Source organism: Corynebacterium sp. SCR221107 (genome assembly GCF_027886475.1).
Taxonomy (GTDB): Bacteria; Actinomycetota; Actinomycetes; order Mycobacteriales; family Mycobacteriaceae; genus Corynebacterium.
The window spans coordinates 232782-253842 of sequence record NZ_CP115670.1 but is presented as its reverse complement, the minus strand read 5'-3'; the positions used below and the strand labels follow the sequence as shown (position 1 = coordinate 253842).

General features: G+C 61.0%; 19 protein-coding genes, 1 tRNA gene, 1 other RNA gene and 2 pseudogenes. 11 read left to right on the top strand and 12 right to left on the bottom strand.

The window, feature by feature from the left end; genetic code table 11:
• The first annotated feature begins 294 nt into the window (after positions 1–294).
• The 4 genes from PAB09_RS01260 (at position 295) to PAB09_RS01245 (ending at position 5036) form a co-directional block, all read left to right on the top strand.
• Positions 295–1011 (top strand): FadR/GntR family transcriptional regulator, encoded by a 717-nt coding sequence (locus tag PAB09_RS01260; RefSeq protein WP_271034301.1) that lies wholly within the window; start codon positions 295–297, stop codon positions 1009–1011.
• Positions 1012–1249: 238 nt separating this feature from the next.
• Positions 1250–2704: a four-carbon acid sugar kinase family protein gene (locus PAB09_RS01255; RefSeq protein ID WP_271034300.1), complete on the top strand. Its 1455-nt coding sequence runs from the start codon at positions 1250–1252 to the stop codon at positions 2702–2704.
• Between the two features lie 79 nt (positions 2705–2783).
• Positions 2784–3692: an NAD(P)-dependent oxidoreductase gene (locus PAB09_RS01250; protein WP_271034299.1), complete on the top strand. Its 909-nt coding sequence runs from the start codon at positions 2784–2786 to the stop codon at positions 3690–3692.
• Between the two features lie 6 nt (positions 3693–3698).
• On the top strand, positions 3699–5036 hold the full coding sequence (locus PAB09_RS01245; protein WP_271034298.1) for a GntP family transporter: 1338 nt from the start codon (positions 3699–3701) through the stop codon (positions 5034–5036).
• A 162-nt stretch (positions 5037–5198) separates the two neighbouring features.
• Here the strand turns inward: PAB09_RS01245 and PAB09_RS01240 are convergent, their stop codons facing one another.
• The 10 genes and pseudogenes from PAB09_RS01240 to PAB09_RS01195 form a co-directional block, all read right to left on the bottom strand.
• The gene (locus PAB09_RS01240; protein WP_271034297.1) at positions 5199–5855 is read right to left on the bottom strand and encodes a recombination mediator RecR; all 657 of its coding nucleotides are present in this window, start codon (positions 5853–5855) and stop codon (positions 5199–5201) included.
• Between the two features lie 211 nt (positions 5856–6066).
• Positions 6067–6381, bottom strand: coding sequence for a YbaB/EbfC family nucleoid-associated protein (locus PAB09_RS01235; protein WP_271034296.1), 315 nt, complete (start codon positions 6379–6381; stop codon positions 6067–6069).
• A 95-nt stretch (positions 6382–6476) separates the two neighbouring features.
• Entirely contained in the window at positions 6477–9884 is a 3408-nt protein-coding gene (locus PAB09_RS13270) for a DNA polymerase III subunit gamma and tau (protein WP_442873683.1), read from the bottom strand.
• Between the two features lie 93 nt (positions 9885–9977).
• Entirely contained in the window at positions 9978–10529 is a 552-nt protein-coding gene (locus tag PAB09_RS01225) for a suppressor of fused domain protein (protein WP_271034295.1), read from the bottom strand.
• A 132-nt stretch (positions 10530–10661) separates the two neighbouring features.
• Complete coding sequence (locus PAB09_RS01220; RefSeq protein ID WP_271034294.1) at positions 10662–11927, bottom strand: aminotransferase class I/II-fold pyridoxal phosphate-dependent enzyme; 1266 nt, start codon at positions 11925–11927, stop codon at positions 10662–10664.
• A gap of 100 nt (positions 11928–12027) precedes the next feature.
• Positions 12028–12124, bottom strand: an RNA gene (ffs, locus tag PAB09_RS01215) — signal recognition particle sRNA small type.
• 69 nt (positions 12125–12193) lie between these two features.
• Positions 12194–12730, bottom strand: coding sequence for a PRD domain-containing protein (locus PAB09_RS01210; protein ID WP_271035229.1), 537 nt, complete (start codon positions 12728–12730; stop codon positions 12194–12196).
• A complete protein-coding gene (locus PAB09_RS01205; RefSeq protein ID WP_271034293.1) occupies positions 12613–13038 on the bottom strand; it encodes a CAT RNA binding domain-containing protein in 426 nt (141 codons plus the stop codon). The genes PAB09_RS01210 and PAB09_RS01205 overlap by 118 nt, the downstream gene beginning before the upstream one ends.
• A 36-nt stretch (positions 13039–13074) precedes the next feature.
• A pseudogene (locus tag PAB09_RS01200) lies at positions 13075–14088 on the bottom strand (glycoside hydrolase family 1 protein); the annotation flags it as partial.
• Between the two features lie 262 nt (positions 14089–14350).
• Positions 14351–14440 (bottom strand): annotated as a pseudogene (locus tag PAB09_RS01195) (PTS transporter subunit EIIB); the annotation flags it as partial.
• Positions 14441–14827: 387 nt separating this feature from the next.
• Here PAB09_RS01195 and PAB09_RS01190 point away from each other — a divergent pair.
• A tRNA-Ser gene (locus PAB09_RS01190) sits at positions 14828–14913 on the top strand.
• Positions 14914–14949: 36 nt separating this feature from the next.
• Here the strand turns inward: PAB09_RS01190 and PAB09_RS01185 are convergent.
• A complete protein-coding gene (locus PAB09_RS01185; protein WP_271034292.1) occupies positions 14950–16080 on the bottom strand; it encodes a tyrosine-type recombinase/integrase in 1131 nt (376 codons plus the stop codon).
• The gene (locus PAB09_RS01180; protein WP_271034291.1) at positions 16067–16750 is read right to left on the bottom strand and encodes a hypothetical protein; all 684 of its coding nucleotides are present in this window, start codon (positions 16748–16750) and stop codon (positions 16067–16069) included. The genes PAB09_RS01185 and PAB09_RS01180 overlap by 14 nt, the downstream gene beginning before the upstream one ends.
• Positions 16751–16859: 109 nt before the next feature.
• Here PAB09_RS01180 and PAB09_RS01175 point away from each other — a divergent pair, with 109 nt between their 5' ends.
• The 6 genes from PAB09_RS01175 to PAB09_RS01150 all read left to right on the top strand — a co-directional run bounded on the left by PAB09_RS01175 (position 16860) and on the right by PAB09_RS01150 (position 21049).
• On the top strand, positions 16860–17057 hold the full coding sequence (locus PAB09_RS01175; protein ID WP_271034290.1) for a helix-turn-helix transcriptional regulator: 198 nt from the start codon (positions 16860–16862) through the stop codon (positions 17055–17057).
• Between the two features lie 11 nt (positions 17058–17068).
• A complete protein-coding gene (locus PAB09_RS01170; protein WP_271034289.1) occupies positions 17069–17341 on the top strand; it encodes a hypothetical protein in 273 nt (90 codons plus the stop codon).
• Positions 17342–17354: 13 nt separating this feature from the next.
• A complete protein-coding gene (locus tag PAB09_RS01165) occupies positions 17355–18077 on the top strand; it encodes a hypothetical protein (protein WP_271034288.1) in 723 nt (240 codons plus the stop codon).
• Positions 18078–18174: 97 nt separating this feature from the next.
• The gene (locus tag PAB09_RS01160) at positions 18175–18387 is read left to right on the top strand and encodes a hypothetical protein (protein ID WP_271034287.1); all 213 of its coding nucleotides are present in this window, start codon (positions 18175–18177) and stop codon (positions 18385–18387) included.
• Between the two features lie 48 nt (positions 18388–18435).
• Positions 18436–18672, top strand: coding sequence for a hypothetical protein (locus PAB09_RS01155; RefSeq protein WP_271034286.1), 237 nt, complete (start codon positions 18436–18438; stop codon positions 18670–18672).
• Between the two features lie 211 nt (positions 18673–18883).
• Entirely contained in the window at positions 18884–21049 is a 2166-nt protein-coding gene (locus PAB09_RS01150) for an AAA family ATPase (protein WP_271034285.1), read from the top strand.
• Positions 21050–21061 lie beyond the last annotated feature (12 nt).

The window sequence follows — 21061 nt, the reverse complement described above, 5'->3', positions numbered from 1 at the left end:
AATTTCTTCACCAAAACTGCACCGTTCCAGCACAGATGTTTTCGGTAGAAAATTAACACAATTTGACTGTGTTCTATATCACTATCCGTCACCCATCGACGCCAGCACTTCCACCGAGCAAGGTGCCGGCCATCCAGGCACCGGCCTATCACCCCGGCTAGCGCCTCCTCCAGATCCTGCCCAACCAAGCGATCGGGGTGTGAGACTTCGTCGATAATTGCCTCCTGGTGGTAACGATGGAGCTCATTGCGGTACATTCTCGATGAGAGCAGTCATGAGGGAGGATTGATCGGCATGCGCACAGACTTGGTTACCCAAGGCATCGAAAGGATCATGGACGCCATCGCCAATGGGACCTTCCAACCGGGTCAAGCCTTGCCGCCGGAAGCCAATCTCGCCGCGTTCCTGGAAGTTTCCCGCCCCACCATGCGCGAGGTCGTGCGCACTCTCGCCGATCGTGGCGTAGTGGAGGTCATCCACGGGCGCGGCACCTTTGTGACCCCCATCAACCGGTGGAATGACGTTCAGTCGCGACTCGATATCATTTCGCGCAATCTTGATGCCAAGACCATCGGCATTTATCTCACCGAGGTACGCAGGATGATTGAGGTGGGTTCCTCCGGACTGGCCGCCAATCGGGCCACGGAAGAAGACATCGCCAAGATGAAGGACGCGCTCGTGCGCTATGACGAGGCCACCGCTTCCGGCAACGTGGCGGCCACCACCGACGCCGATGTGGCATTTCACAACGCACTACTGGAGGCCACCGGCAATCCCTTCGTCTCCGCGCTCATGATCCCCCTGGCCGGTGCGCTTGCCACCTCGCGCCGCAAGACCAACGAGGTTGCCGAGGTACGCTCGCGCGCAAGCGTGCACCATCATGCCATTTTCGACGCGATCTCCGCCGGGGATGAGCAAGCAGCCAAGGATGCCATGCGGGCTCATATGACCCAGACTTTTGACGACATCTCCGCCTTCCTCCCGGGGCCGGATAGCGCAACGGACAAGTAGCCTTATGGCTTGCGGCGGGGATGCGTCGGCAAGCAATTGCACCCCTAGGCGGCACAAAAAATCTCCGCTAGCAGCATGTTTACCTATCCTTTCGCGCCCGATCTCGCATGCCCGTTTAAAGCCAAAAGCAACTTTGGCAACATTTCGTTTCTGGATCTTGTAGCTTTTCCCAAACTGGCCTAAGGTTGCCCATGAACAGACCTCTGAGGTCTAAGCACTGAGCAATTAAGGAGTTGGGATGACCTTCCACCCGATCGAGGAGCTCCTCAAGGAGTTCCCGGCACCTGTCACCATCCCCGCAAGCGACGTCGCAGCAGCCGCCGCCAAGGACACCACCACCGTCCTCATCGTCCTCGACGATGACCCCACAGGAACCCAGTCCGTGGCAGACCTTCCCGTGCTGACCCGCTGGGAGGCAAGCGACTTCGCCTGGGCCTTGGCCCACAATGCACCGGCGATTTACGTGATGACGAACTCGCGTTCCCTCGACCCGGCCGATGCCCGCGCTATCAACATCTCTGTCGCTGAGGCCGCCTACGCAGCAGCACGAGAAAGCGGAAAGAAGCCTATCTTCGTCTCTCGCAGCGATTCCACCCTGCGCGGACACTTCCCCCTCGAGCCAGACACCCTCGCCGACGCGGTCGATAGGCTCGAGGACACCCCAGGCAGCATCGACGGCTACATCATCGTCCCGGCCTTCGGCGATGCCGGTCGCATCACCATCGGCGGCATCCACTACGCGGGCAACATCAATACCGGTTTCCAACCGGTCGGCGAAACCGAGTTCGCCAAGGACGCCACCTTCGGCTATTCCTCCTCCGCGCTGCCGGAGTGGGTTGAAGAAGAAACCCACGGCGCGGTTACCGCCGAGCAGGTGCTCACCCTCGATCTTTCGCTCATCCGCCAGGGCACCGACGGCATCGCGCAGGCCCTTGCAACTGCCAGCAACCGCCAACCGATCGTCGCCGACATCGTCACCGAGGATGACCTGCGCGCCCTCTCGCTGGGGATCCTCGCGGCCGAGGCCGCAGGCAAGCGCTTCATCTACCGCGTCGGCCCGCCGTTCGTGCGCGCCCGCATCGGCCAAGGCGTTCCTGACGTTGTGACCGCGGCAAGAATCGAAGCCACCCGCCACCAACCGGCAACCGTTGTAGGCGGCCTCATCGTCGTCGGCTCCCACGTGCCCACCACCACCCGCCAGCTCAACCGGCTGCTGGAATCTAGCGCTCCCACCGTCGTCGAGCTGGAGGTACGCAAGGTTCTAGGCGACAACGCTGCGCAGTACCTCGAGGCACTGCCCCAGGAAATCACTCAGGCGCTGGCAAGCGGCAACGTGGTCTTCCACACCTCCCGGGAGTTAGTCACCGGCGCCACGGGTGAGGAATCGTTGGCTATCGCCCGCCGCGTGTCCGAGGCACTCGTCGGCACCGTCAATGCCGTCGTGCACACGGTGACCCCGCGCTTTGTGATCGCCAAGGGTGGCATCACCTCCTCCGACATCGCCTCCAAGGGCTTGGAAATGACCCGCGCCACCGTGATCGGCCCCATGCAGCCGGGCATCATCTCGCTGTGGTCGACCGCCGAAGGCCCGGCCGCCGGTGTCCCCTACATCGTCTTTGCCGGAAATGTGGGCACCGATGATTCCCTCGCCGAGGTCGTTGCCACCTTGTCCGAGCAGGAAAACGCCAGCTAACAGCGCCCCGGGCGCTGAGCAGAAACGTCGCCTCATATCTATTCATCTCATTCATTCATCTTTGAAAGGGACATGCATCATGTCTTTGACCATCACCGTCGTCGGCCTCGGAGCAATGGGTCTGCCCATGGCAACCAACCTTGCCAAGGACTTCCACGTCCGCGGTGTCGATATCTCCGAAGAACGTCTCAGCCTCGGCGCGCAGGCAGGGCTTGAGACCTTCACCAGCGCCAAGGAAGCCGCCGACAGCTCCGATGTGGTTTTGCTCGCCGTGCGCAATGAGCCGCAGCTGCTCGATGCTTTGTTCGGCGAAGGCGACATCGCCGCCGCCTTGGCCCCGGGTGCGGTGGTCCTGCTGACCTCCACCGTGGGCACTCAGGCCGTGGAGAAGGCCGCCACCCGCCTGGAGGAACTGGGCATCGATATCGTCGACGCCCCGATCTCCGGCGGCCCGGTTCGCGCCGGCCAGGGCGACCTGCTGGTGACCGTCGGCGCCAAGCCGGAGGTTGTCGAGCGCATCCGCCCGGTGTTGGAGGCGATGGCCTCCAACCTGGTGATTGTCGGTGATCTTCCCGGCAAGGGCCAGGCTCTCAAGACCGTCAACCAGCTCCTGTGTGGCGTGCACATCGCCGCCGCCGGCGAAGCCCTAGCTCTGGCTGATCGCCTGGGGCTTGACCCCAAGGCCGCCCTGGATGCGCTGATGAGTGGCGCGGCGGCCTCCTTCATGCTCGGCGATCGCGGCCAGCGGATGCTTCAGGCCTACACTGAGGAAGGCCCGGAGGTGCGCAGCCGCCTCGACATCTTCGTCAAGGACATGGGCATTGTCACCGCCGCCGCCAAGAGCGTAGGCATCGGCGTCCCCCTAGCCGCCGCCGCGGAGCAGCAGTACCTCGCCGGACTCGTGCGCGGCAAGGGCGCCCAGGACGATTCCACCATCATCCAGGTCGTAGCCCCTACTAAGGCCGACGGAACTTCTTCGAAGGGATAGCCCACCATGTCAGGCGTTTCATTGCTCGCGCTCGGTGCGCTTGCTGTCCTCGTGCTCTTGGTCCTGGTCATCTGGGTCAAGGTGCCGGCATTCGTGGCCCTCATCGGTGTGTCCATCGCAACAGCGGTGGCCTCGGGAATCCCGCTGGCGGATTCCGTGAGCACCGTCACAAACGGCGTGGGTAAGACGCTCGGCTCGGTGGCGGTGGTCGTGGGCCTCGGCGCGATGCTCGGTCGCATCATCGAGGTCTCCGGCGGTGCGGAGGCCGTAGCCCAATACTTCACTGAGAAGCTCGGCCCGCACCGGATCGCGGCCGCGGTAACCATCGCGGCATTCGTGTTGGGCATCCCGGTCTTCTTCGATGTCGGCTTCATTATCTTGGCCCCAATTGTCTTCGGCTTTGCTGCCGTGGCCAAGATCAACCCGCTCAAGATCGGCCTCCCGGTCGCCGGTGCGATGCTCACGGTGCATGTCACCCTCCCACCACACCCCGGCCCGGTTGCCGTGGCTGGTGTCCTCGAGTCCGACCCTGGTCTCATGCTCACCATCGGCCTTCCGATTGCTGCGGCCACCTGCGTGATTGGTTATTTCGCGGCGAAGGCGCTCAAGGTCGAGGGCGTTGAGCGCGCCGCCTCCCCGGTCGAGCTTTCCGATTCCGGTCCGACAGGCCGCGCCCCTTCTCCTTTTACCGTCCTGGGACTGATCCTGCTCCCTATTGTTTTGATCATGGTCGGTACCACCGGCGCGATGCTCAGCGAAGAGGGCACCACCATGCACAGCCTGGTCAGCTTCATCGGCTCCTCCCCGGTGGCCTTGCTCGTCGCCGTGGTGGTTGCTTGGATCACCATCGGCCGCCAGCAGAAGTGGGATCGCGAGTATTCTTCCGGCATCCTCGATTCGGCGCTGCCCGCGGTTGCGGTCATCATCTTCGTCACCGGCGCCGGTGGTGGCTTCGCGAATGTTTTGGTGGAGTCCGGCATCGGCAAGGTGCTATCGGACATGCTGGTGGCGGCCCACATGCCGATAATCCTCATGGCCTTCCTGCTTTCCCTCGCGCTGCGCGCCTCCCAGGGTTCGGCAACGGTAGCCATGTTGACCACGGCGGGCTTGCTTACTCAGCCAATCGCTGCGGCCGGATTGAACGGCATCCACACCACCCTCATCATGCTTGCCATCGGCTTTGGTGCGCTGGGGCTTTCCCACATCAACGATTCGGGCTTCTGGATCGTCACCAAGTACCTAGGCTTGAGCGTCAAGCAGGGGCTAAAGACCTGGACGGCGTTGTCCACCGTCTTCGGCGTCTCTGGTTTCTTGTTGACGTGGCTGGTCTACACCATCATCTAGCTGCCGCCTAGCGGTCACCTCCGATAACAACGGCCTGCACCCGTCGTCCCCACCTAAGGGGCGGCTACCGGGTGCAGGCCGTTTTCCGCTGGTCTTCTTGCTTGTGCTTTCCGACGTCCATAGGTTGCCACCGCCATCAGACGCCGGCATCGACGAGTGCTGCTACAGCACCAACCTCCCGTTGAGTGCGCGCGAAAGGGTGAGCTCATCGACGAATTCCAGGTCCCCGCCCAAGGGCATGCCGGAGGCCAGGCGGGAGACCACCAGATCGGGGAAATCCTTGAGCAGTCGCGCCAGATAGCTGGCGGTGGCCTCACCCTCGGTGTTGGGGTCGGTGGCGAGGATGACCTCACGGATCGTGGGGGCATCGTCGTAAATGGGGTGCTCAGGAGTCGAATCAGCCAACTCGCGGTCGGGCAGCACGCCGCCGATGCGCTGCAAGAGCTGGGAGATATTAAGCTCGCGGGGGCCGATGTTGGCCAAGGGGTCAAGGGCGCCGCCTAAGACGTGATAGCGGCCGTTGTACTCACCGGTGCGCTCGATGACCTGGATGTCCTTAGGCTCTTCGACCACGCACACCACTCCACGATCGCGCCCGGAATCAGCGCAGATGCGACACACCGATTCCCTGGAGATATTGCAGCAAATACGGCAAAACGTCACGCCGTCGCGCACCGCACCAAGTGCCTCCTGCAGGCGCGTGATGTCGGTGGGCTCCACGTGGAGGAGATGGAAGGCGATCCTTTGGGCGCTCTTGGGACCAACCCCAGGCAAACGCGAGAGCTCATCGATGAGATCTTGCAGGGGACCTTCGAACACCAGGAAACCTTTCTCCATCGGGCACACGCGGCTACAGGACAACCCCGCAGCCACGCCCCGACTGACGTTTATTCGCTCCTATGCGGAGCCTAGATCTGAATGCGGTTGACACGCGAAGAAGCGGTGCCATGCAACACGCATCCTATGCGCAGCAGGCACCGCCTTGTCAAAGCCAGCCTTCTTACTGTTGTGCCAGCTTTGTTCTCAAGCCTTAGAGGCCCAAGTCACCCAAGCCCTGGGACAGCGGGCCCATCTTCTCCTCGGCAAGAGTGGTCAGCTTGGAGTGTGCGTCAACGAAGGCGCCAACCAGCAGATCCTGGAGGGTGTCAACGTCTTCCGGGTCAACGACCTGCGGATCGATGCGCACGGCAGCAACCTTGCCGTCACCGCGAAGGTCAACATTGACCAAGCCATTGCCAGCGGTACCGGTGATGGTCGCAGCCATGATCTCAGCCTGAGCCTGCTGCAGGCGTACCTGCATCTCCTGAGCCTGGGCGAGGATCTGTGCCATATCTGGTTGGGTCATCTCTTATACCTTTCGTTGTGTCGCCGCCCCGTGGTTGCGCACCTGGGCATGTGGGCGGCGCGGTTAATCCCGTTCGAGTCTACCTGTAGTTGCACTTAGAGGCGACGCGCCCCGAGCTCTTGAGTCAGAAGATCAATGGCCACACTCATCGCATCGCGGTGATCATGATTGCCGGGCTCGGCGGCAGCGGCAGCCATCATCTCTTCCTCCTCCGATTGACGGTCGACATCGCCACTCGGTTCCATCGACTGTGCCGGTGCGTGCTTCGCAGCCTCGGCGGCCTCTGCCTGAAGCTGCCGGAAGCGTTCCATCCGGGAAACCGGCTGGTTTTCGGCCGCCTGCTGCCCGGAAGCCTGCGCTTGCGGCGCTCGTTCTGCTTCGACTGCGGGGGTGTCCGACGGATGCGTCGGCGCAGGCCTTGGGGCTTGCCGTTGTGTCACCACAGGCGTAGTCGGTGCCGCGGGCACCTCAGCTCCCCCCACCGGCTGGCTCGGCACGGCATCCGCGGGTGGTACAGGTTCGACATCCGGCTCCCGCATCGTGGTCGGTACTGGCTCCGGGATCCCCTCATCCGGCGGGTAACCGTAGGGATCCGGCGCGGGTGGCTCGTCCCAGTCGGGCTCCGGTGGCAGTGGGGCACCATCGGCAAACGTTGGCTCCGTGGCCTTCTTTGCCAGGCTGGCCGCTCCTCGTTCGGCGGCCTCCTGCCAGCGACGCTTCGGCGCAGGCGCGGCCTGCTGCTGCGCCGCCGGTTGCGGCGAGCTTTCCTCAGGGGAGGCCGCAGTAGGTTCTACCGCCTGAGCTGCCGGTTCGGGCATGCGCGAGGGCCAGGTGTCGGCTGGTTCCGGCTCCGTTGGGGCATACTGCGCTGACTCCTCTGCCTGCGCTGGGCCAGGCTCAGGTGCATAGTCCTGCGCCTGATGCGCCTGCGCCGGCGGCATCTGGGTCGCACTGTGATCTGCCTGCGGTGGCACCACCTGTTCCTGCTGCGCAGGCTGATGCTCTGCATCCTTGTTGAGCAATTGTTGGCCAATAGGTGCAGGCTCGCCCCAGATTGCGTCTGCGTTTTGCGGCTTGGGCGGATCCACCCGCTGCGGCTTCGGCTTGGGAAGCGCCTGGCCGATGGGCGCGGGTTCACCCCAACCATCTTCGACGTAGGTGCGCGGGTGATACTCCTCCGGCTGCGCTTGCACCGGCGGCTGCGCGGGTTCAATCGGCCGGGCATTCACGGCTTGCTCGGCCGCCTGCTCCACCGCGGACCGTCGCGCAGGTGCACTGACATTGGGGTCATGCGAAAGCGGCACGCTCGACGGCATTGCGGAAGCTGGCACCCCAGCGGCCTGCGTCACCGACGCCTGCGCGTGCTCGGGGGCTGCCGGTTGCGGATTACGAGGCGTCGTGTCAGCGGGTCTCTCAGGCTCCTGAGGTGACTCGCCGCTTGACTCGCGCGCGGCGGTTGGCACGTGACTGGGGTTCCACACCGTGGGTTGTGCAGGCACGCTGAACCCGGCGGCCACCGGGTCGGTGCCGATGACGCATTGAACACCAAAGCGCCTGCCGGTTTCGGCGTTGAGAGTCTCCGTGACCGTCTTGTTGTGCTCGGGTGTATTCAAGCTTGCTGCCAGCGCACCCGTGTTGTGCCCGAGGATCAAGGTTCCATCGCGCATGCCCAGCGGGCGGGCCTCGGCCAAGAGTATCCCCGCTGCCAGGTCGGCGCGCTGCACCGCCGCGCGTAGCCGCGGCCATGCCGAACGGATGGCTTCGAAAGGATCCTCCGACGGCGTGGGCGAAGAGTTCGACTCAGCACCGGGCTTTTCCGGCGCCGAGTAAGAGGACTCTGGCTCGCCTGGAGTAGGTTCGGCTGGAGCTTCCTCGAAAACAACCTCTGGGGTCGGGCTCGGTACCGACTGAGGCGCAGCCGGCTGCGCCTCCGTGTCGGGCTGGTGTTGCGGCTCAACAGGGTGCTCCACCTGCGAGTTGACACGTCGAGGCTGATCGGGCTGCGCAGTCGGCTGAGGCTGATCCGGTTGAGCCGACTGCGTCACTGGAGTCGCCTGAGCTTGCTGTGCTGGACGCGCTGCGTGAGGAGCCTCGGCTGGGGACGGCTGTCCCGTGGGTGCAACGTCTTGTTGTTGCAGGGTTTCCTGCTGCGGTGCTGCCGGTGGCGTGGCCTGCTCGGTGGTCTGCTGTGCCGCAGGCTGCTGAGCTGCGGCCTGCTGCTGCGCAGCCAATTGGGCGGCGCGTTCCCGCTCCGCCTTCTCACGCGCCAGGCGCACGGACTTGCGCTCATACTTTGCCGGAGCTTGCGCAGCCTGTGCGCCGGGTTGGGTCTGTGAAGCTGTGGCCGCACCGATTCCCTGGCCGGGGGTGGTGGGTACGAAAGAACCGGGCTGGGCTGGTGCTGGTTGGCTGGTCGACAGCAGCAACTTGGTGCACAAGATCTCCAGAAGCAGGCGCGGGGAGGTCGCCCCCTTCAGGTCACGGCGGCCGTCGGAAAGCGTGGTGGCGATGTGCGCCAACGCACCCGGCGCGAAGGTGGCCGCCTGTTCCATGAGCACGCCCCCGCGATCAGAGGGAACGTCCACCAACCCCATGTCGAGTGCCTGCGGAACCGTCTGCAAGACCAAGAGGTCGCGCAGGCGATCGAGGAGGTCGTTGGCAAAACGGAGGGCTTCAACGCCATTCTCGATGAGATCATCGACCACCTGGAATAGCGTTGCCGCATCATTGGAGGACAACGCGGCAACGGCTGCGTCCAGGTAGGAATCATCGGTAATTCCCAGCAGCAGGCGCGCGAGATCATAGGTCAATCCCCCCGGCCCGGCACCGGCGAGGAGCTGGTCGAGGACCGAAAGGGTATCACGTGGCGAACCGTTGCCCGCGCGAATGACCAGCGGGTAGGCGGCCTCCTCCACCGGGATGCCCTCACCGCGGATGGCGTTGTCGATCACTTGGCGCATGGCACCCGGGGTCAGCAGGCGGAATGGGTAATGGTGCACGCGCGAGCGGATGGTGGGGATGACCTTTTCCGGCTCCGTGGTGGCGAAAATAAAAATCAGGTGCGCTGGCGGCTCCTCCACCACCTTCAGCAAGGCGTTGGCGCCCGATGAGGTGATCATGTGCGCCTCGTCGATGATGAAGATGCGGTAGCGCGACTCCGCCGGAGCGAATGCCGCGCGATCACGCAGCTCACGCATGTCATCGACGCCGTTGTGGCTGGCAGCATCTAGCTCGGTGACATCGAGGGAGCCTGGGCCGTTGGGTGCCAGTGCCACGCACGATGGGCAGACCCCGCAGGGGGTGGAGGTGGGGCCATTGACGCAGTTCAGGCTTCGCGCAAGGATGCGGGCTGAAGAGGTTTTGCCGCAGCCACGAGGGCCCGAAAACAGATAGGCGTGATTAATGCGACCGCTGTCCAATGCAGTAGACAGCGGCTTGGTTACCTGTTCTTGGCCAACCAGCTCCGCGAAAGAGCCGGGGCGATACTTGCGATATAAAGCCACGCTCTAAGCCTACCCACGGGGTGCGACATAGGCGATCATCGATTGTTTAAGCAGGTAGCAGCCACGATCGCGGCCAGCGCCTGCGCGAGGTCCTTAACGCGACCAGTCGTTGATATCGACCTCAGCCTTCATCAGCTCCTCCTGCAGCACTTCGATGCCGTAGGTCACTGCATATTCATACTCCTCCTGGGTGAGCATGAGGATCTGCAGCAAAACGGTCAGCCGATCCTGCTCATCGAGCTGCGGTACCTGTCCCTCCCACACGTAGGGCACGACGCAAAGGCCATGCCGCACGGTGATGTCTGACGGCAGGCTCACGAAATCGCCGATGCCGGGGACCAAGGTGCCCGGCTGGGCGGGGAGGGTGCCCTCCATGCGGCGGAAGAGCTCCGCTGCCCCGCTGACCGCTAGCAGCGCGGTCTCGGCGGAGACCCGGGCAACAGTGAAAAGCTCCGAGCGGACATCTTTGCCTTCGAAGGACAGCCCGGTGTCGACCGCGCTAAATTCCAGGGTGGTGGCTAATACCTCCGCCCCCAGGTTGACGGTGCCCATGTCCAACGCATCGTCATTGTCGACCGGGGTGTGGATGACCAGCTCGCCTGGAACGAGCTGGTCGATCCATGCCGCGATTTCAGTTGCATTCACCAGAAAATAGCCCTCACTGCTTTTGCTAGCCCTCGACAGGTGTGTGTCATTGTTGTTTAGTCTAGCCACCGTAGGCAGACTCAAGGGGCGCGCCGGTTGTTGCGGCGCGCCCCTTGATCGTCGGAAAGCAAATTAAGCGAGCTTCTCGCAGGCGGCAAGCAGCACGCAGGTAGCCACGCCATCCATGGCCACCTCAAGCTCTTCTACCGGCGGCAGCGAAGGCGCCAGACGGATGTTGCGGTTGTTCGGATCCTTGTGCAGCGGGAAGGAAGAACCGGCGCCGGTCAGCGCAATGCCTGCCTCCTTGGCCAGCTCCACCACACGCGAGGCGGTGCCGTCGACGACGTCGAGGGAGATGAAGTAGCCGCCTTCCGGCTTGGTCCACGTTGCCACGCCATATTCGCTCAGGCGAGAATCCAGGATCTCCAGCACGCGGGCGAACTTCGGGGCCAAGGAACCGGCATGCTTGCGCATCTGGGCACGGACGCCCTCGGCATCGCCGAAGAACTGGGCGTGGGCGAGCTGGTTGATCTTGTTCGGGCCGATGCCGCGGACATTAGCGTGGGAGGCATACCACGCGAGGTTGTCCTTGGAGGAGGCGAAGAAGGACACGCCGGCACCGGCCAGGGTGATCTTCGAGGTGGAGCTCATGAACCAGAAGCGATTCGGGTTACCGGCCTCCTCGGCGAACTGCAGCACGTTGTAGTTGGCCGGGAATTCGTCGGTGAGGGTGTGTACGGCATAGGCGTTGTCCCACACGATGCGGAAGTCCGGTGCCGCGGTCTCCATCTCGGCCAGCGCGCGGCAGGTGGCCTCGCTGAAGGAGATGCCGGTGGGGTTACCGAACACCGGCACCGTCCACATCCCCTTGACCTGCGGGTCAGCGACCAGCGCGCGCACGGCGTCGAGGTCTGGGCCTTCCTCGGTCATCGGCACGGTGATCATCTCGAAGCCGAGGTGCTCGGTGATGGTGAAGTGGCGGTCATAGCCTGGGACCGGGCAGATCCACTTGACCGTCTCCTCGTCCTTCCACGGGCGGGGGGAATCATTGTTGCCGAAGATGTAGGACCAGGAGATCAGGTCGAACATGATGTTGAGGCTGGAGGCATCGCCCGCGTAGATGTTGTCCGCCGGCACGCCGATGACCTCGGACCAGATGGTGCGGATGTCGGCGATGCCGGTCAGTCCGCCGTAGTTGCGGCAGTCGGTGCCGTCGGCGGCTCGGTAGTTCTCACCCGGCAGGGACAGCAGCGGGGTGGCGAAATCGAGCTGCTCCGCCGAAGGCTTGCCTCGGGTGAGATTCAGATTGAGGTTCTTAGCCTTCAGGTCCTCGTACTTCGCGGTGATTTCCGCGTTGAACTGTGCGAGGCGCTCGGCGTCAAAATCAAGCAGAGACAAATCTTTCACCCTTCGGGGGACTTGGAACAATAGAGTCTCTTTGACTTTAGCCAACTTCCCCGAGGTTGGACACCACGCCGGTGAAAAAACACCTCAAAACGTTAAGGGGACTCCGCACACCCGCCAGAGCCCGCTGACCCTTGCTGCATTCCTGCCCTGGGGGAGTTCACGGGATAAACGCCATGCGAAGTCCTGCCATAAAGACTAACCCATGTTCGGGAAAACCCCAAAGGCTAAGGGCACGGCGCTCCCCTACTACTCGGCCCCTACCGTTCTACCTCGCTGGCCAGCCGCGCGACGTGCAGGGCGAGGTAGGCCACCTCGTCGTCGAGCAGCTCGGTCTCCAGCCGCAGCTCGAGCACGCTCTTGAGGCGGTGGGCACACATCACCGCCTCCGGGTGGGAAATCTCGAGACTCGAGCGCAGCACCGACATGCCCTCGTCGAACTGCTTGTGCCGGTTCACACGCACGAAGAAGTAGCGCATGTGGGTGATGAACCGGGCGGCGTTGACGGAGTGTCGGTCGATGGTGATGCCGAGGGCGGAGTCGATGACGTCGAAAAGCTGGCTGAACAGGCCCGTCATCTTGTAGGTCTCGGCGAGGTCCTCTGTGCGGAAACCGGCGTTGACGAGGTGCAGCGCGATGGCGGTGGCCTCAGAGTCCGGCAGCGGCGGCGTGTCCCGCCTCACCAACCACGAGTTGGTCGCGCCCAGCATCTCCGCGACAATGCGGTACTCCTCTGGGTAGAGGTTGCGCACCTCGGCCTCGAGCGGGTTCGGCCGCGCGCTGAGATCTGGGTCGATGCCGTTGCGCTTGACGGCGACTTGGAGGTGGTCGGCGAGCCGAACTCCTCGTCGAAGGCGTCCTTGTGCTTGGCCAGCAGCGTGCCCACGAGCTCGAGGTAGTCAGGGTCGATCGCGGCGAGCAGCTGGGCCATGTTGTCCACGTCGCGGCTGTTTTCGGGGACGAAGACCTGCGTCACCTTGGTTTCGTCGACAAGCTGCCCCGGCTTCATCTTGAAACCGACGCCCCAGCCGGTGAGCACGACCTCCGCCCCATCCGGACGGGTGGAGAGCACCACGTCGTCATTGAGAACGCGGAGGACCTTCACGAGGTGCTTCCTTTCTTCGCGGATGGGACGGTTGGCTTAGCGCTTCAGCGATGCGCCATTGGTGGCGATAATCTCCTTGTACCAGAAGAAGGAGTCCTTCCGGTAGCGCTCCAGCGAGCCGGTGCCGTCGGAGTTGAGATCGACGTAGATGAAACCGTAGCGCTTCTTGATCTCGGCCGTCGACGCGGAGACCAGGTCGATGCAGCCCCACGAGGTGTAACCCATGATCGGGATGCCGTCCTTGATGGCCTCCTCGACCTGCACCAAGTGGTCGTTCATGTAGGCGATGCGGTAGTCATCGTGAACGGTTCCATCGACAGGCTTGTCGACGGCACCAAGGCCGTTTTCCACAATGAACAGGGGCTTCTGCCACCGATCCCACATGATGTTGAGGGCGTAGCGCAGGCCGATGGGATCGATGCCCCAGCCCCACTCGGACTGCTTGACCTCCGGGTTGACGACGCCGCCCATGATGTTCCCGTGGCCGGTTTCCGCGCTCGGGTCGGTGCTCTCGGCGACGGACATGTAGTAGGAGAAAGACACGAAGTCGACGGTGTTCTTCAGGTCCTCGAGGTCCTGGTCGGTGATCTCCAGCTCGACGCCGTGCTCGCGCAGCTCGCGCAGCAGCACGTTCGGGTACGCTCCACGGAGGTGGATGTCGCCGAAGAGCGCGTCGAGCTGGGTCTCACGCAGCGCCTTGAAGGCGTCCTCTGGCTTCGGGGTGAGCGGGTAGCGCGGGATGGCGATGACCATGCAGCCGATCTGGAAGTCCGGGTTGATGGCCTTGCCCTCCTTGGTCGCGCGCGCCGAGGCGACCATGATGTGGTGGATGGCCTGGTAGAGCTCCTGCTCGGTGATCTCCTCGCGGGTCTTCTCGATGGCACCGCCCAGGAACGGCTCGTGGAGGATGGAGTTGACTTCGTTGAAGGTGAGCCAGTACATCACGCGATCCGTGTAGCGTTCGAAGACGGTGGTGGCGTAGCGGACGTAGAAGTCGACCAGCTTGCGGTTGGGCCAGGCGCCACAGGATCGGGCTAAAGATCGCGGAGATCATCGCGACGAAGCGGTTGAAAAGGTTGCCGTCCTTCTCCCCCGGCTCGTCGTCGGCGGCCTCGCCGCCGTCATCCATGGATCCCTTGTGGGCCATGCCGGGCAGCGCCGCGACGGCCTCGTAGGCGAAAGGCACGTCGTTGCCGATGACAACCTGATGCTGGCCGCCGGCGGCAAGCGCGGTGATGACGCCGTCGACCTTCTCGGCCTTCTTCAGGTCCGCCTTGGAGGCGTCCTTGACCTTGAAGCGGAGTCGGGTCGCGCAGTGAGTGAACGAGGCGATGTTGTCCGCGCCGCCGAACGCGGCGATGACGTCCTCCGCCAGCGGGGCGTAGTTGGTTTTGGTAGCCATCGTGATGGCTCCTTCCGAGTTTGTGTGCCGTTGTAATTGAACAAACAAGGAGGTCAGGCCCTAGAAATGCAAAAAGACCCGAGCCACGGGCCGACATCGTCGACTCGTTTCTCAGGTCTTGCCCCCGATTCGAACGGGGTTACAATCCAGGGCCTACCTCGTGGGGTAAGCGCTTGAGTCGACTTTGAATCACTGCCCTATCGAGGTCAATAGCCAGTGTGGTACGTCACCGTTTTCACCCCGCGATGTAGCAGCGGTCATAGCTTTAGTCGTCGACAAGCAAAAGCAGCATGACATGCAAAAACGCGCACTCAAGGCGCGATTTGCAGTTTTTTGTGGCGCTTGTGTATTGTGTTCCGAGTACGCAGGTGAACACCTGTGAACGCTGGAGGATTCGACTAGCGGCCTATGTCACACGCCTGGAACGCGTGCGGGTTTCACGACCCTCGTGGGTTCAAATCCCACATCCTCCGCAACAAACCCTCTGACTTTTTGCAGGTCAGAGGGTTTTACTTTTCCTCAGTGGTGTCTTTTGGACACGTTTTGGACACATTTGTCCGAGAATGAACAGTATTGAGAGCCTCCGCTACGCTATCAAGATCGCTATCTAGAAGGTCTGCATAGCGGTCAAGCGTCATTGCAGCCGACGCATGCCCCAGCATGCGCTGGAGGGCAAGAACGTTTGCCCCCGCATGAACCGCCAACGAGGCACAGGTGTGCCTTAGGTCATGTGGTGTGATTCGCTGAACTCCAGCCGCGATTACAGCCTTTTCAAACCACCCAGTTTCCGTTTTGGGGCGCGTCAAGAATGAACCATTGCGTCCTGGGAATACAAGGGCTTCATTTCCTCGACCTGCGCACTGTTCCTGGAGCATGTCGGCTAGGAATTGTGGAATAGGAACAGATCGGATTTTTCCGGATTTGGTAGTCTCTCGTAGGTTTCGCTCTGGAGCGTTCTTGGAGATTGTTAATCGCCGCTTTTCAAAGTCGACGTCTCCCACTTGTAATGCCACGAGTTCCGACCATCTAAGCCCTGCGTAAGCAAGCACATAAACGATCGTTTCATGCGTGGAATTGCCGGTCGCATTGGCAATGCGTCGCACGTCTGTGGCCTCTAGGTATATGTGGCGTTTGCCGTGCTTTTTCGGTAGATTCGTCACGCCGCGTGCTGGATTTCTTGGAAGGCACTTCTTTATCACGGCGTCGTCTAGCACGCCCTGGAGGACGCCAACGAGACGCAAAATGTGGGTGGCGCTGGTTTTTTTCTCGCCGGTTTGTAGGTCAGTTATCCAGTCTTCGACTGCCCCGGTGGTTATAGCTGATACGGGAGTGTTTCCCCATCGTGGTTTCACGTGTAGCCGCCAAGCACTTTCGAGTGGCCGGTAGTGTGATGGTGCAGCGGAAACTTGCTTCTTCTTGAGCCATTCTTTTCCAAGTTCGCCTACCGTGACCCGCCCGTCGATGGGGCGCACATATTCCCCTGCTCGCATTTCTGCGTTGAGTTTGTCAAGGAAGTTTTGAGCGTCGCGGCGTGATGAGAAGCCACGTCTCCGGGTGGTACTCCGGTCTGGGGTGCGGTAGCGTACTTCCCATTTGTAGCCGCGCCCCCCTTTGACGTCGTAGCGCTTAATCGCCGACATGTTGTTCCTTTGCTCGTGCTTTGAGAATTTCGTCTAATAGTGTCCTGGTCACGCGCCCTTTTTTTTGGGGCGTTGCATTTTGTCCGGACAATTTGTTGCGGTGATCTTCAAGGGTGGTTTGCCAAAGAAACTGTGACCAAGCGCGTAGCTCGAGAACGTCCATGTTTTCCTTACCCGCCAGCCGTTCCTCGGTTGGGGTCGCCGGTTTTCTTTCGAGGCTTGCCAATTCCTCAATACTGATCGGGGGTAGGTTGAGTTCCTCGTATCGCTTAGCCCTGTGTTTCGCCAATGCGATTACTTCGTCCAAAGTTGGATAAGTGGCTTGTCGATCGACAATTCCTTCGGGTGTGCCATGCTTAAGCCAGCGGGCAATATGTGCGGACGAGGAAAGTATTTTCTCGCTGATTCTTATTGACCCGTCATGCGCAAATAGGTCTGTAAGTCGAATTTCATGGTTGCCTGTCGCGGTGCTGATCGCGAAAAGAAGCGCGGCTACCGTCTCAATTGTTGGTTTGAAGTTTCCTCTCTCGATCGCTTGGACAGACCCACTTGACCAACTCATTCCAAAGGTTTTTCCCGCGACGGCTATTTCCTGAAGTGTGTGGCTACCTCGGAATTTGCGGGCATTTTCCCCGACTACTTCGGCAAGGGTTGGGTGCTGACTAGTCATGAAGCACAGTCTACAAGATTTTAGATATTGACAAATTTGGTGGGTGGTGGTTATATCTGTCTTGGGCACAGTTTACAGGTGCTCGATACTGTGAGATAAGGAGGTTCCCATGTCGGACTACACCCCAGACGACATGATTAAGAGGTTTCCAAATACCACTCGCCAAACCTGGGCGCAGAAGCGCTACGACGGCACTGGTCCGAAGTTCTACAAGGTTGGGCGCCGCGTGTTTTACCGTCCTCAAGACGTTGACGAATGGGTTGAAAGCCAAATCAAAACTCGTACTGACGAAATCCCTGCGGCTTAAGGAGCGTCACCGTGGCGACACTTCAACGAATCAAGGACGTTTTCACGCTAAGCAACGCGGTTGTGACCACCGGTTTCGATTACTTGGGCGCGGTCGAAGAGGAGTGGGTTGCACTTTCAGTGCTCGGTGAACCCCTGCTCGTGTTCTCGGACGCACACGAGGCCGTCCGCGTCCTCGCGTACCTGGACAGTGATGGTGCTTCGCTAGAGCGCGCCGACGTGGACGATTACCTCGAGGAAGCACTCATGATGTGCCAGGTCACACACAAAACCATCCGACCCTGAAGGAGACACCACCATGCCAAGAGCGAAGAAAACCCCCGTGGACGTTGCCGCGTCCAACGAGGGAAACACCACCTATGAGAAGGAGAATGTCATGCAACCAGTAAGTCTACACCTCATTGACCACCGAAACAGCACCGGTGAATCGTTCGTCATGAAAGACGGAAGTCGAATGCCCCGCCGATCTCGAGTGTTCGCCCTGACAGACGAAGACGTTAAACGCGCCGCCGCTGGCCATATCACCGTCACCATCTGCCAGGATTGCCGCGAGATTGAACACGCCCGCTACCTGCGCGAAGCTAAGAAACAGCGCCGAGAGCGTGAGTGGGAGGACACGAAAGACCGTATCGCCCGCGAAGCCACCCTAGGTCAGGTCTTCGGCGCCGCCGATCTGAAAACCCAGCTGATCGCCGCTAAGCGTGATGGGCGCGACTACAGCCGCCTAGTTGCGGCGATGGTTGCCATTGACCAGGCCGAACTCGACCGCCTCGGACTCACCACCTGGAGCAATGACGACAGCACCGACGTTGAGGCTGACCTGTTCGACGAACTCGCCCGCGTCATTTCTCGAGGCCAAGTAGCCAGCGCTGACTCCCTAGACGGTGACCTCGCCAGGCACCTCAACGATGTAGCCGCCCTGGTCAACACCATGACCTTCGAGGAGGGCACCCGCTTGCTCGTGGAAAGGATTGAGGAAGAGCGCGCCATGTGGGCAGGCGAACGAGGTGGCCAAGCATGAACGCCATCGAAGTGACCCAGCTACTCGAACAGGCCGACCAAATCCTGCTGGCCTACGCCATTGAGCACCTAAGTGCCGACGAAGGGCAGGTAGCGGCATGAACGCCGTCCACAGCACCCGCCGTGAGGCGATCGAAGTTGAGATCATCGGCACCATCGCCCCAAACGAGGACGCGTTCGATGTTGAGGCAATCGCCGACGAAGTACTCGAAACCGTTGGTGCGGGAATCAGCTATGGCTATCGCCTTCGCAGGGGGCTTACACCGGAAGAGTTCTGGGCGATCGTTGAAACCCACGCCCTCGACCAGTAACCCCCAACCACCTTTTTCATTCACCCACACCCTGAAAGGAGACCGCTCATGAGCGATCGAATCTACAGTGCAACCACAATCCCCGATCTTGCGCGGGCAGTCAACCGCAATGGCTACACCTTGAGTGAGTCGTTGGAATCTGCAATCCGCGAAGTCTTCACCGACTGGTTCGACGAAGAGGATATCGACGTCGAAACTCTCGCGTCCGATATTGCAGACGCCGCGTGGAAGCAGCTTGCGAAGACCGATATCACGGCCTACCTGCGCGCCGAAGAAGAGCAGTAACATGACGCCCCCCTGATAGGGGAGGTGGGAGCGCGAACGGCCTACACCCTGGTTCGAGTCCAGGGCGCGCACAACCGGAAACGGGAACAACTGAATAGTGCACAACTGAATAGTCAAACGTCGCACACCAAAGGAAGGCTGGGTAAAGGAGTTGCCAAGCAACGGTCTAAATTCATACGAACGACTACGACAGGCAGTAGAAAACCACGGGTTGATCTGGAAGGAACTGGAGCGGGGGAAGCGGGCTAGTTTCCAAACACCCAACCATTCCGCCGAAGACCGAGGAACCAGTGTCACCTACACCGGTGACTCTATTCTCGTTCACACTTTCAACGCTGATAAAGGCGACGTCCTCGACGCACTCGGGCTGACATATGCCGATCTCTACGACCAACCACGCACCACCTACACATACCCAGATGGCCGAAGTGTCACCCGGTTCTTCACGAAGGAAGGGAAAAAAACCTTCACCCAAGCTGGAAACAAGAAGGGCACCGCCCTATACGGGCAGGACACGCTCAACCGCTGGCCTAACACCACTGTGCTCGTGGTTGAGGGTGAGAAGGACGTCAACACCGCCGTCAACGTGCTAGGTGTTCCCGCTGTGTCGCAGGCACAGGGTGCCAGCACGCCACCTAGTAAGGCTGATTGGGCACCCCTTGCAGGCCGTGACGTCATTATTGTCCAGGACGCTGACACACCGGGCATGACTCGCGCCGCGAAGGTGAAAAACCACCTTCAGGCCATGTCCACGCCGCCCGCGTCGATCTCGGTCATGGCCGCGAAAGTGGGCAATGACTTTTCCGATCATGTCGCCGCCGGGTATGGCCTCGACGAACTCGTAGAAGTTGAACCCACCGTGGGGCGCCGTCACATCGTGCTAACCCCAGCTTGTTCCGTGAAAACGGAGAAAGTCGACTGGTTGGTTGACCAGTGGATACCACGAAACATGCTTACCTTGCTGGCAGGGCGCGAAGGTATCGGTAAGTCAACAATTGCGTGTTCGTGGGTTGCAGAATTTACCCGCCGGGGCATGAACGCCGCCTACCTGAATACCGAAGACTCACGTAGTTTCACGGTGAAACCACGCCTCCAGGCCGCAGGCGCCGACCTCAACCGGCTGTTTTTCGTTGATGTGCAAACAGCAGAAGGTACCGAAGGGCACCTGAAGCTACCACAAGACACCACCCTGTTGTTCGAGGCGCTAGCGGCAAAGGGCGTGGAATTTGTTGTACTCGACGCAGCAAAGTCCGCCATGGACTCCAAGTTGGACGGCTACAAAGATGACCACGTTCGACAGTTCCTGGAGCCACTGGCAGCCGCCGCCGACAAGCACAAAATCACTGTGCTGGGGCTGGCTCACTTCGGTAAGGCCGAAGGCAAAGACACTGGACGCCTACTGTTGGGGTCGATCGCATGGTCACAGATCGCCCGTAGCGTGATATCCGCCGCAGTTGACGATGACGGCAACCTGATCGTGTCCAACACGAAGGCGAATCTCGCCACGGGCATTGTCTCCAGGCGTGCACATATCGAATCACGCCCCGTGCAACTTTATGATGGTGATCTCACCAATGTTGGGGCGCTCGTGTGGGGAGATTTCACCGACGAGGTGGCAACCGAATTTCTCGACAGGCAGGGTGGCGAAGAACAAGGGTCGAAGACGGAGACGGAATTGTGGCTTCATGACTACCTCACAGAGCGTGGGGCATGCCCTAGGCAGACGATCGTCACCGCCGCGAAGAAGGTAGGGATTGCCGAACGTAGCCTTGCTCGTGCGTTCAAGAAACTAGGTGGCGTTTCGTCCGTTTCTGGGTTTCCACGTGTAGCTACATGGGCACTTCCTACCCCCGCTACAGTCGTGCCACTAGATAGCCACAGGAATCACACTAGTGGCACGACTGGCACGACTGGAACTGACCTGCAAAAACAAGCCCAAAAAACGCTTGATTTTTCCAGTTATGCCACACCCCAGGAATGTGGCACAACTGGTGGCACAACCGTCGCAACCCTTACACATGGCACGACTGGCACGACTGGCACGACTGGGACTGACCTGCAAAAACACAGTGGCACAACCGGAGACGGTGAAAAAGGCAGTGGCACAACTGGAGGCCACCCCCACAACCAACACAATGGCTGGGAAACCAACACCCCAACTACCCCCACAGTATCCCCCATTCCGCACCCACGGGAAGAAGAAGTCAAGCACGCCCTCGTTGACTCAACCAGCACCGAAGTTGGGCTTAGCGAGAGAGTGCTACTCGGTTGCGTGCCCACCAAAACAGCCGACCAGGACACGGTGCGCACCATTCTTGCCGCCCTCGTTGAAGACGGGGCACTGATCTACCGAAACGAAAAATATTTCCGCCCTTAAGGAGCCTTCGCC

Bases quoted from the DNA above. Each gene is read 5' to 3' on its own strand.
- PAB09_RS01235 (WP_271034296.1), bottom strand. From the start codon at position 6,381: ATGACCCAACCAGATATGGCACAGATCCTCGCCCAGGCTCAGGAGATG.
- PAB09_RS01250 (WP_271034299.1), top strand. From the start codon at position 2,784: ATGTCTTTGACCATCACCGTCGTCGGCCTCGGAGCAATGGGTCTGCCC.
- PAB09_RS01165 (WP_271034288.1), top strand. From the start codon at position 17,355: ATGCCAAGAGCGAAGAAAACCCCCGTGGACGTTGCCGCGTCCAACGAG.
- PAB09_RS01185 (WP_271034292.1), bottom strand. From the start codon at position 16,080: ATGTCGGCGATTAAGCGCTACGACGTCAAAGGGGGGCGCGGCTACAAA.
- PAB09_RS01260 (WP_271034301.1), top strand. From the start codon at position 295: ATGCGCACAGACTTGGTTACCCAAGGCATCGAAAGGATCATGGACGCC.
- PAB09_RS01245 (WP_271034298.1), top strand. From the start codon at position 3,699: ATGTCAGGCGTTTCATTGCTCGCGCTCGGTGCGCTTGCTGTCCTCGTG.
- PAB09_RS01255 (WP_271034300.1), top strand. From the start codon at position 1,250: ATGACCTTCCACCCGATCGAGGAGCTCCTCAAGGAGTTCCCGGCACCT.
- PAB09_RS01175 (WP_271034290.1), top strand. From the start codon at position 16,860: ATGTCGGACTACACCCCAGACGACATGATTAAGAGGTTTCCAAATACC.
- PAB09_RS01160 (WP_271034287.1), top strand. From the start codon at position 18,175: ATGAACGCCGTCCACAGCACCCGCCGTGAGGCGATCGAAGTTGAGATC.
- PAB09_RS01155 (WP_271034286.1), top strand. From the start codon at position 18,436: ATGAGCGATCGAATCTACAGTGCAACCACAATCCCCGATCTTGCGCGG.
- PAB09_RS01180 (WP_271034291.1), bottom strand. From the start codon at position 16,750: ATGACTAGTCAGCACCCAACCCTTGCCGAAGTAGTCGGGGAAAATGCC.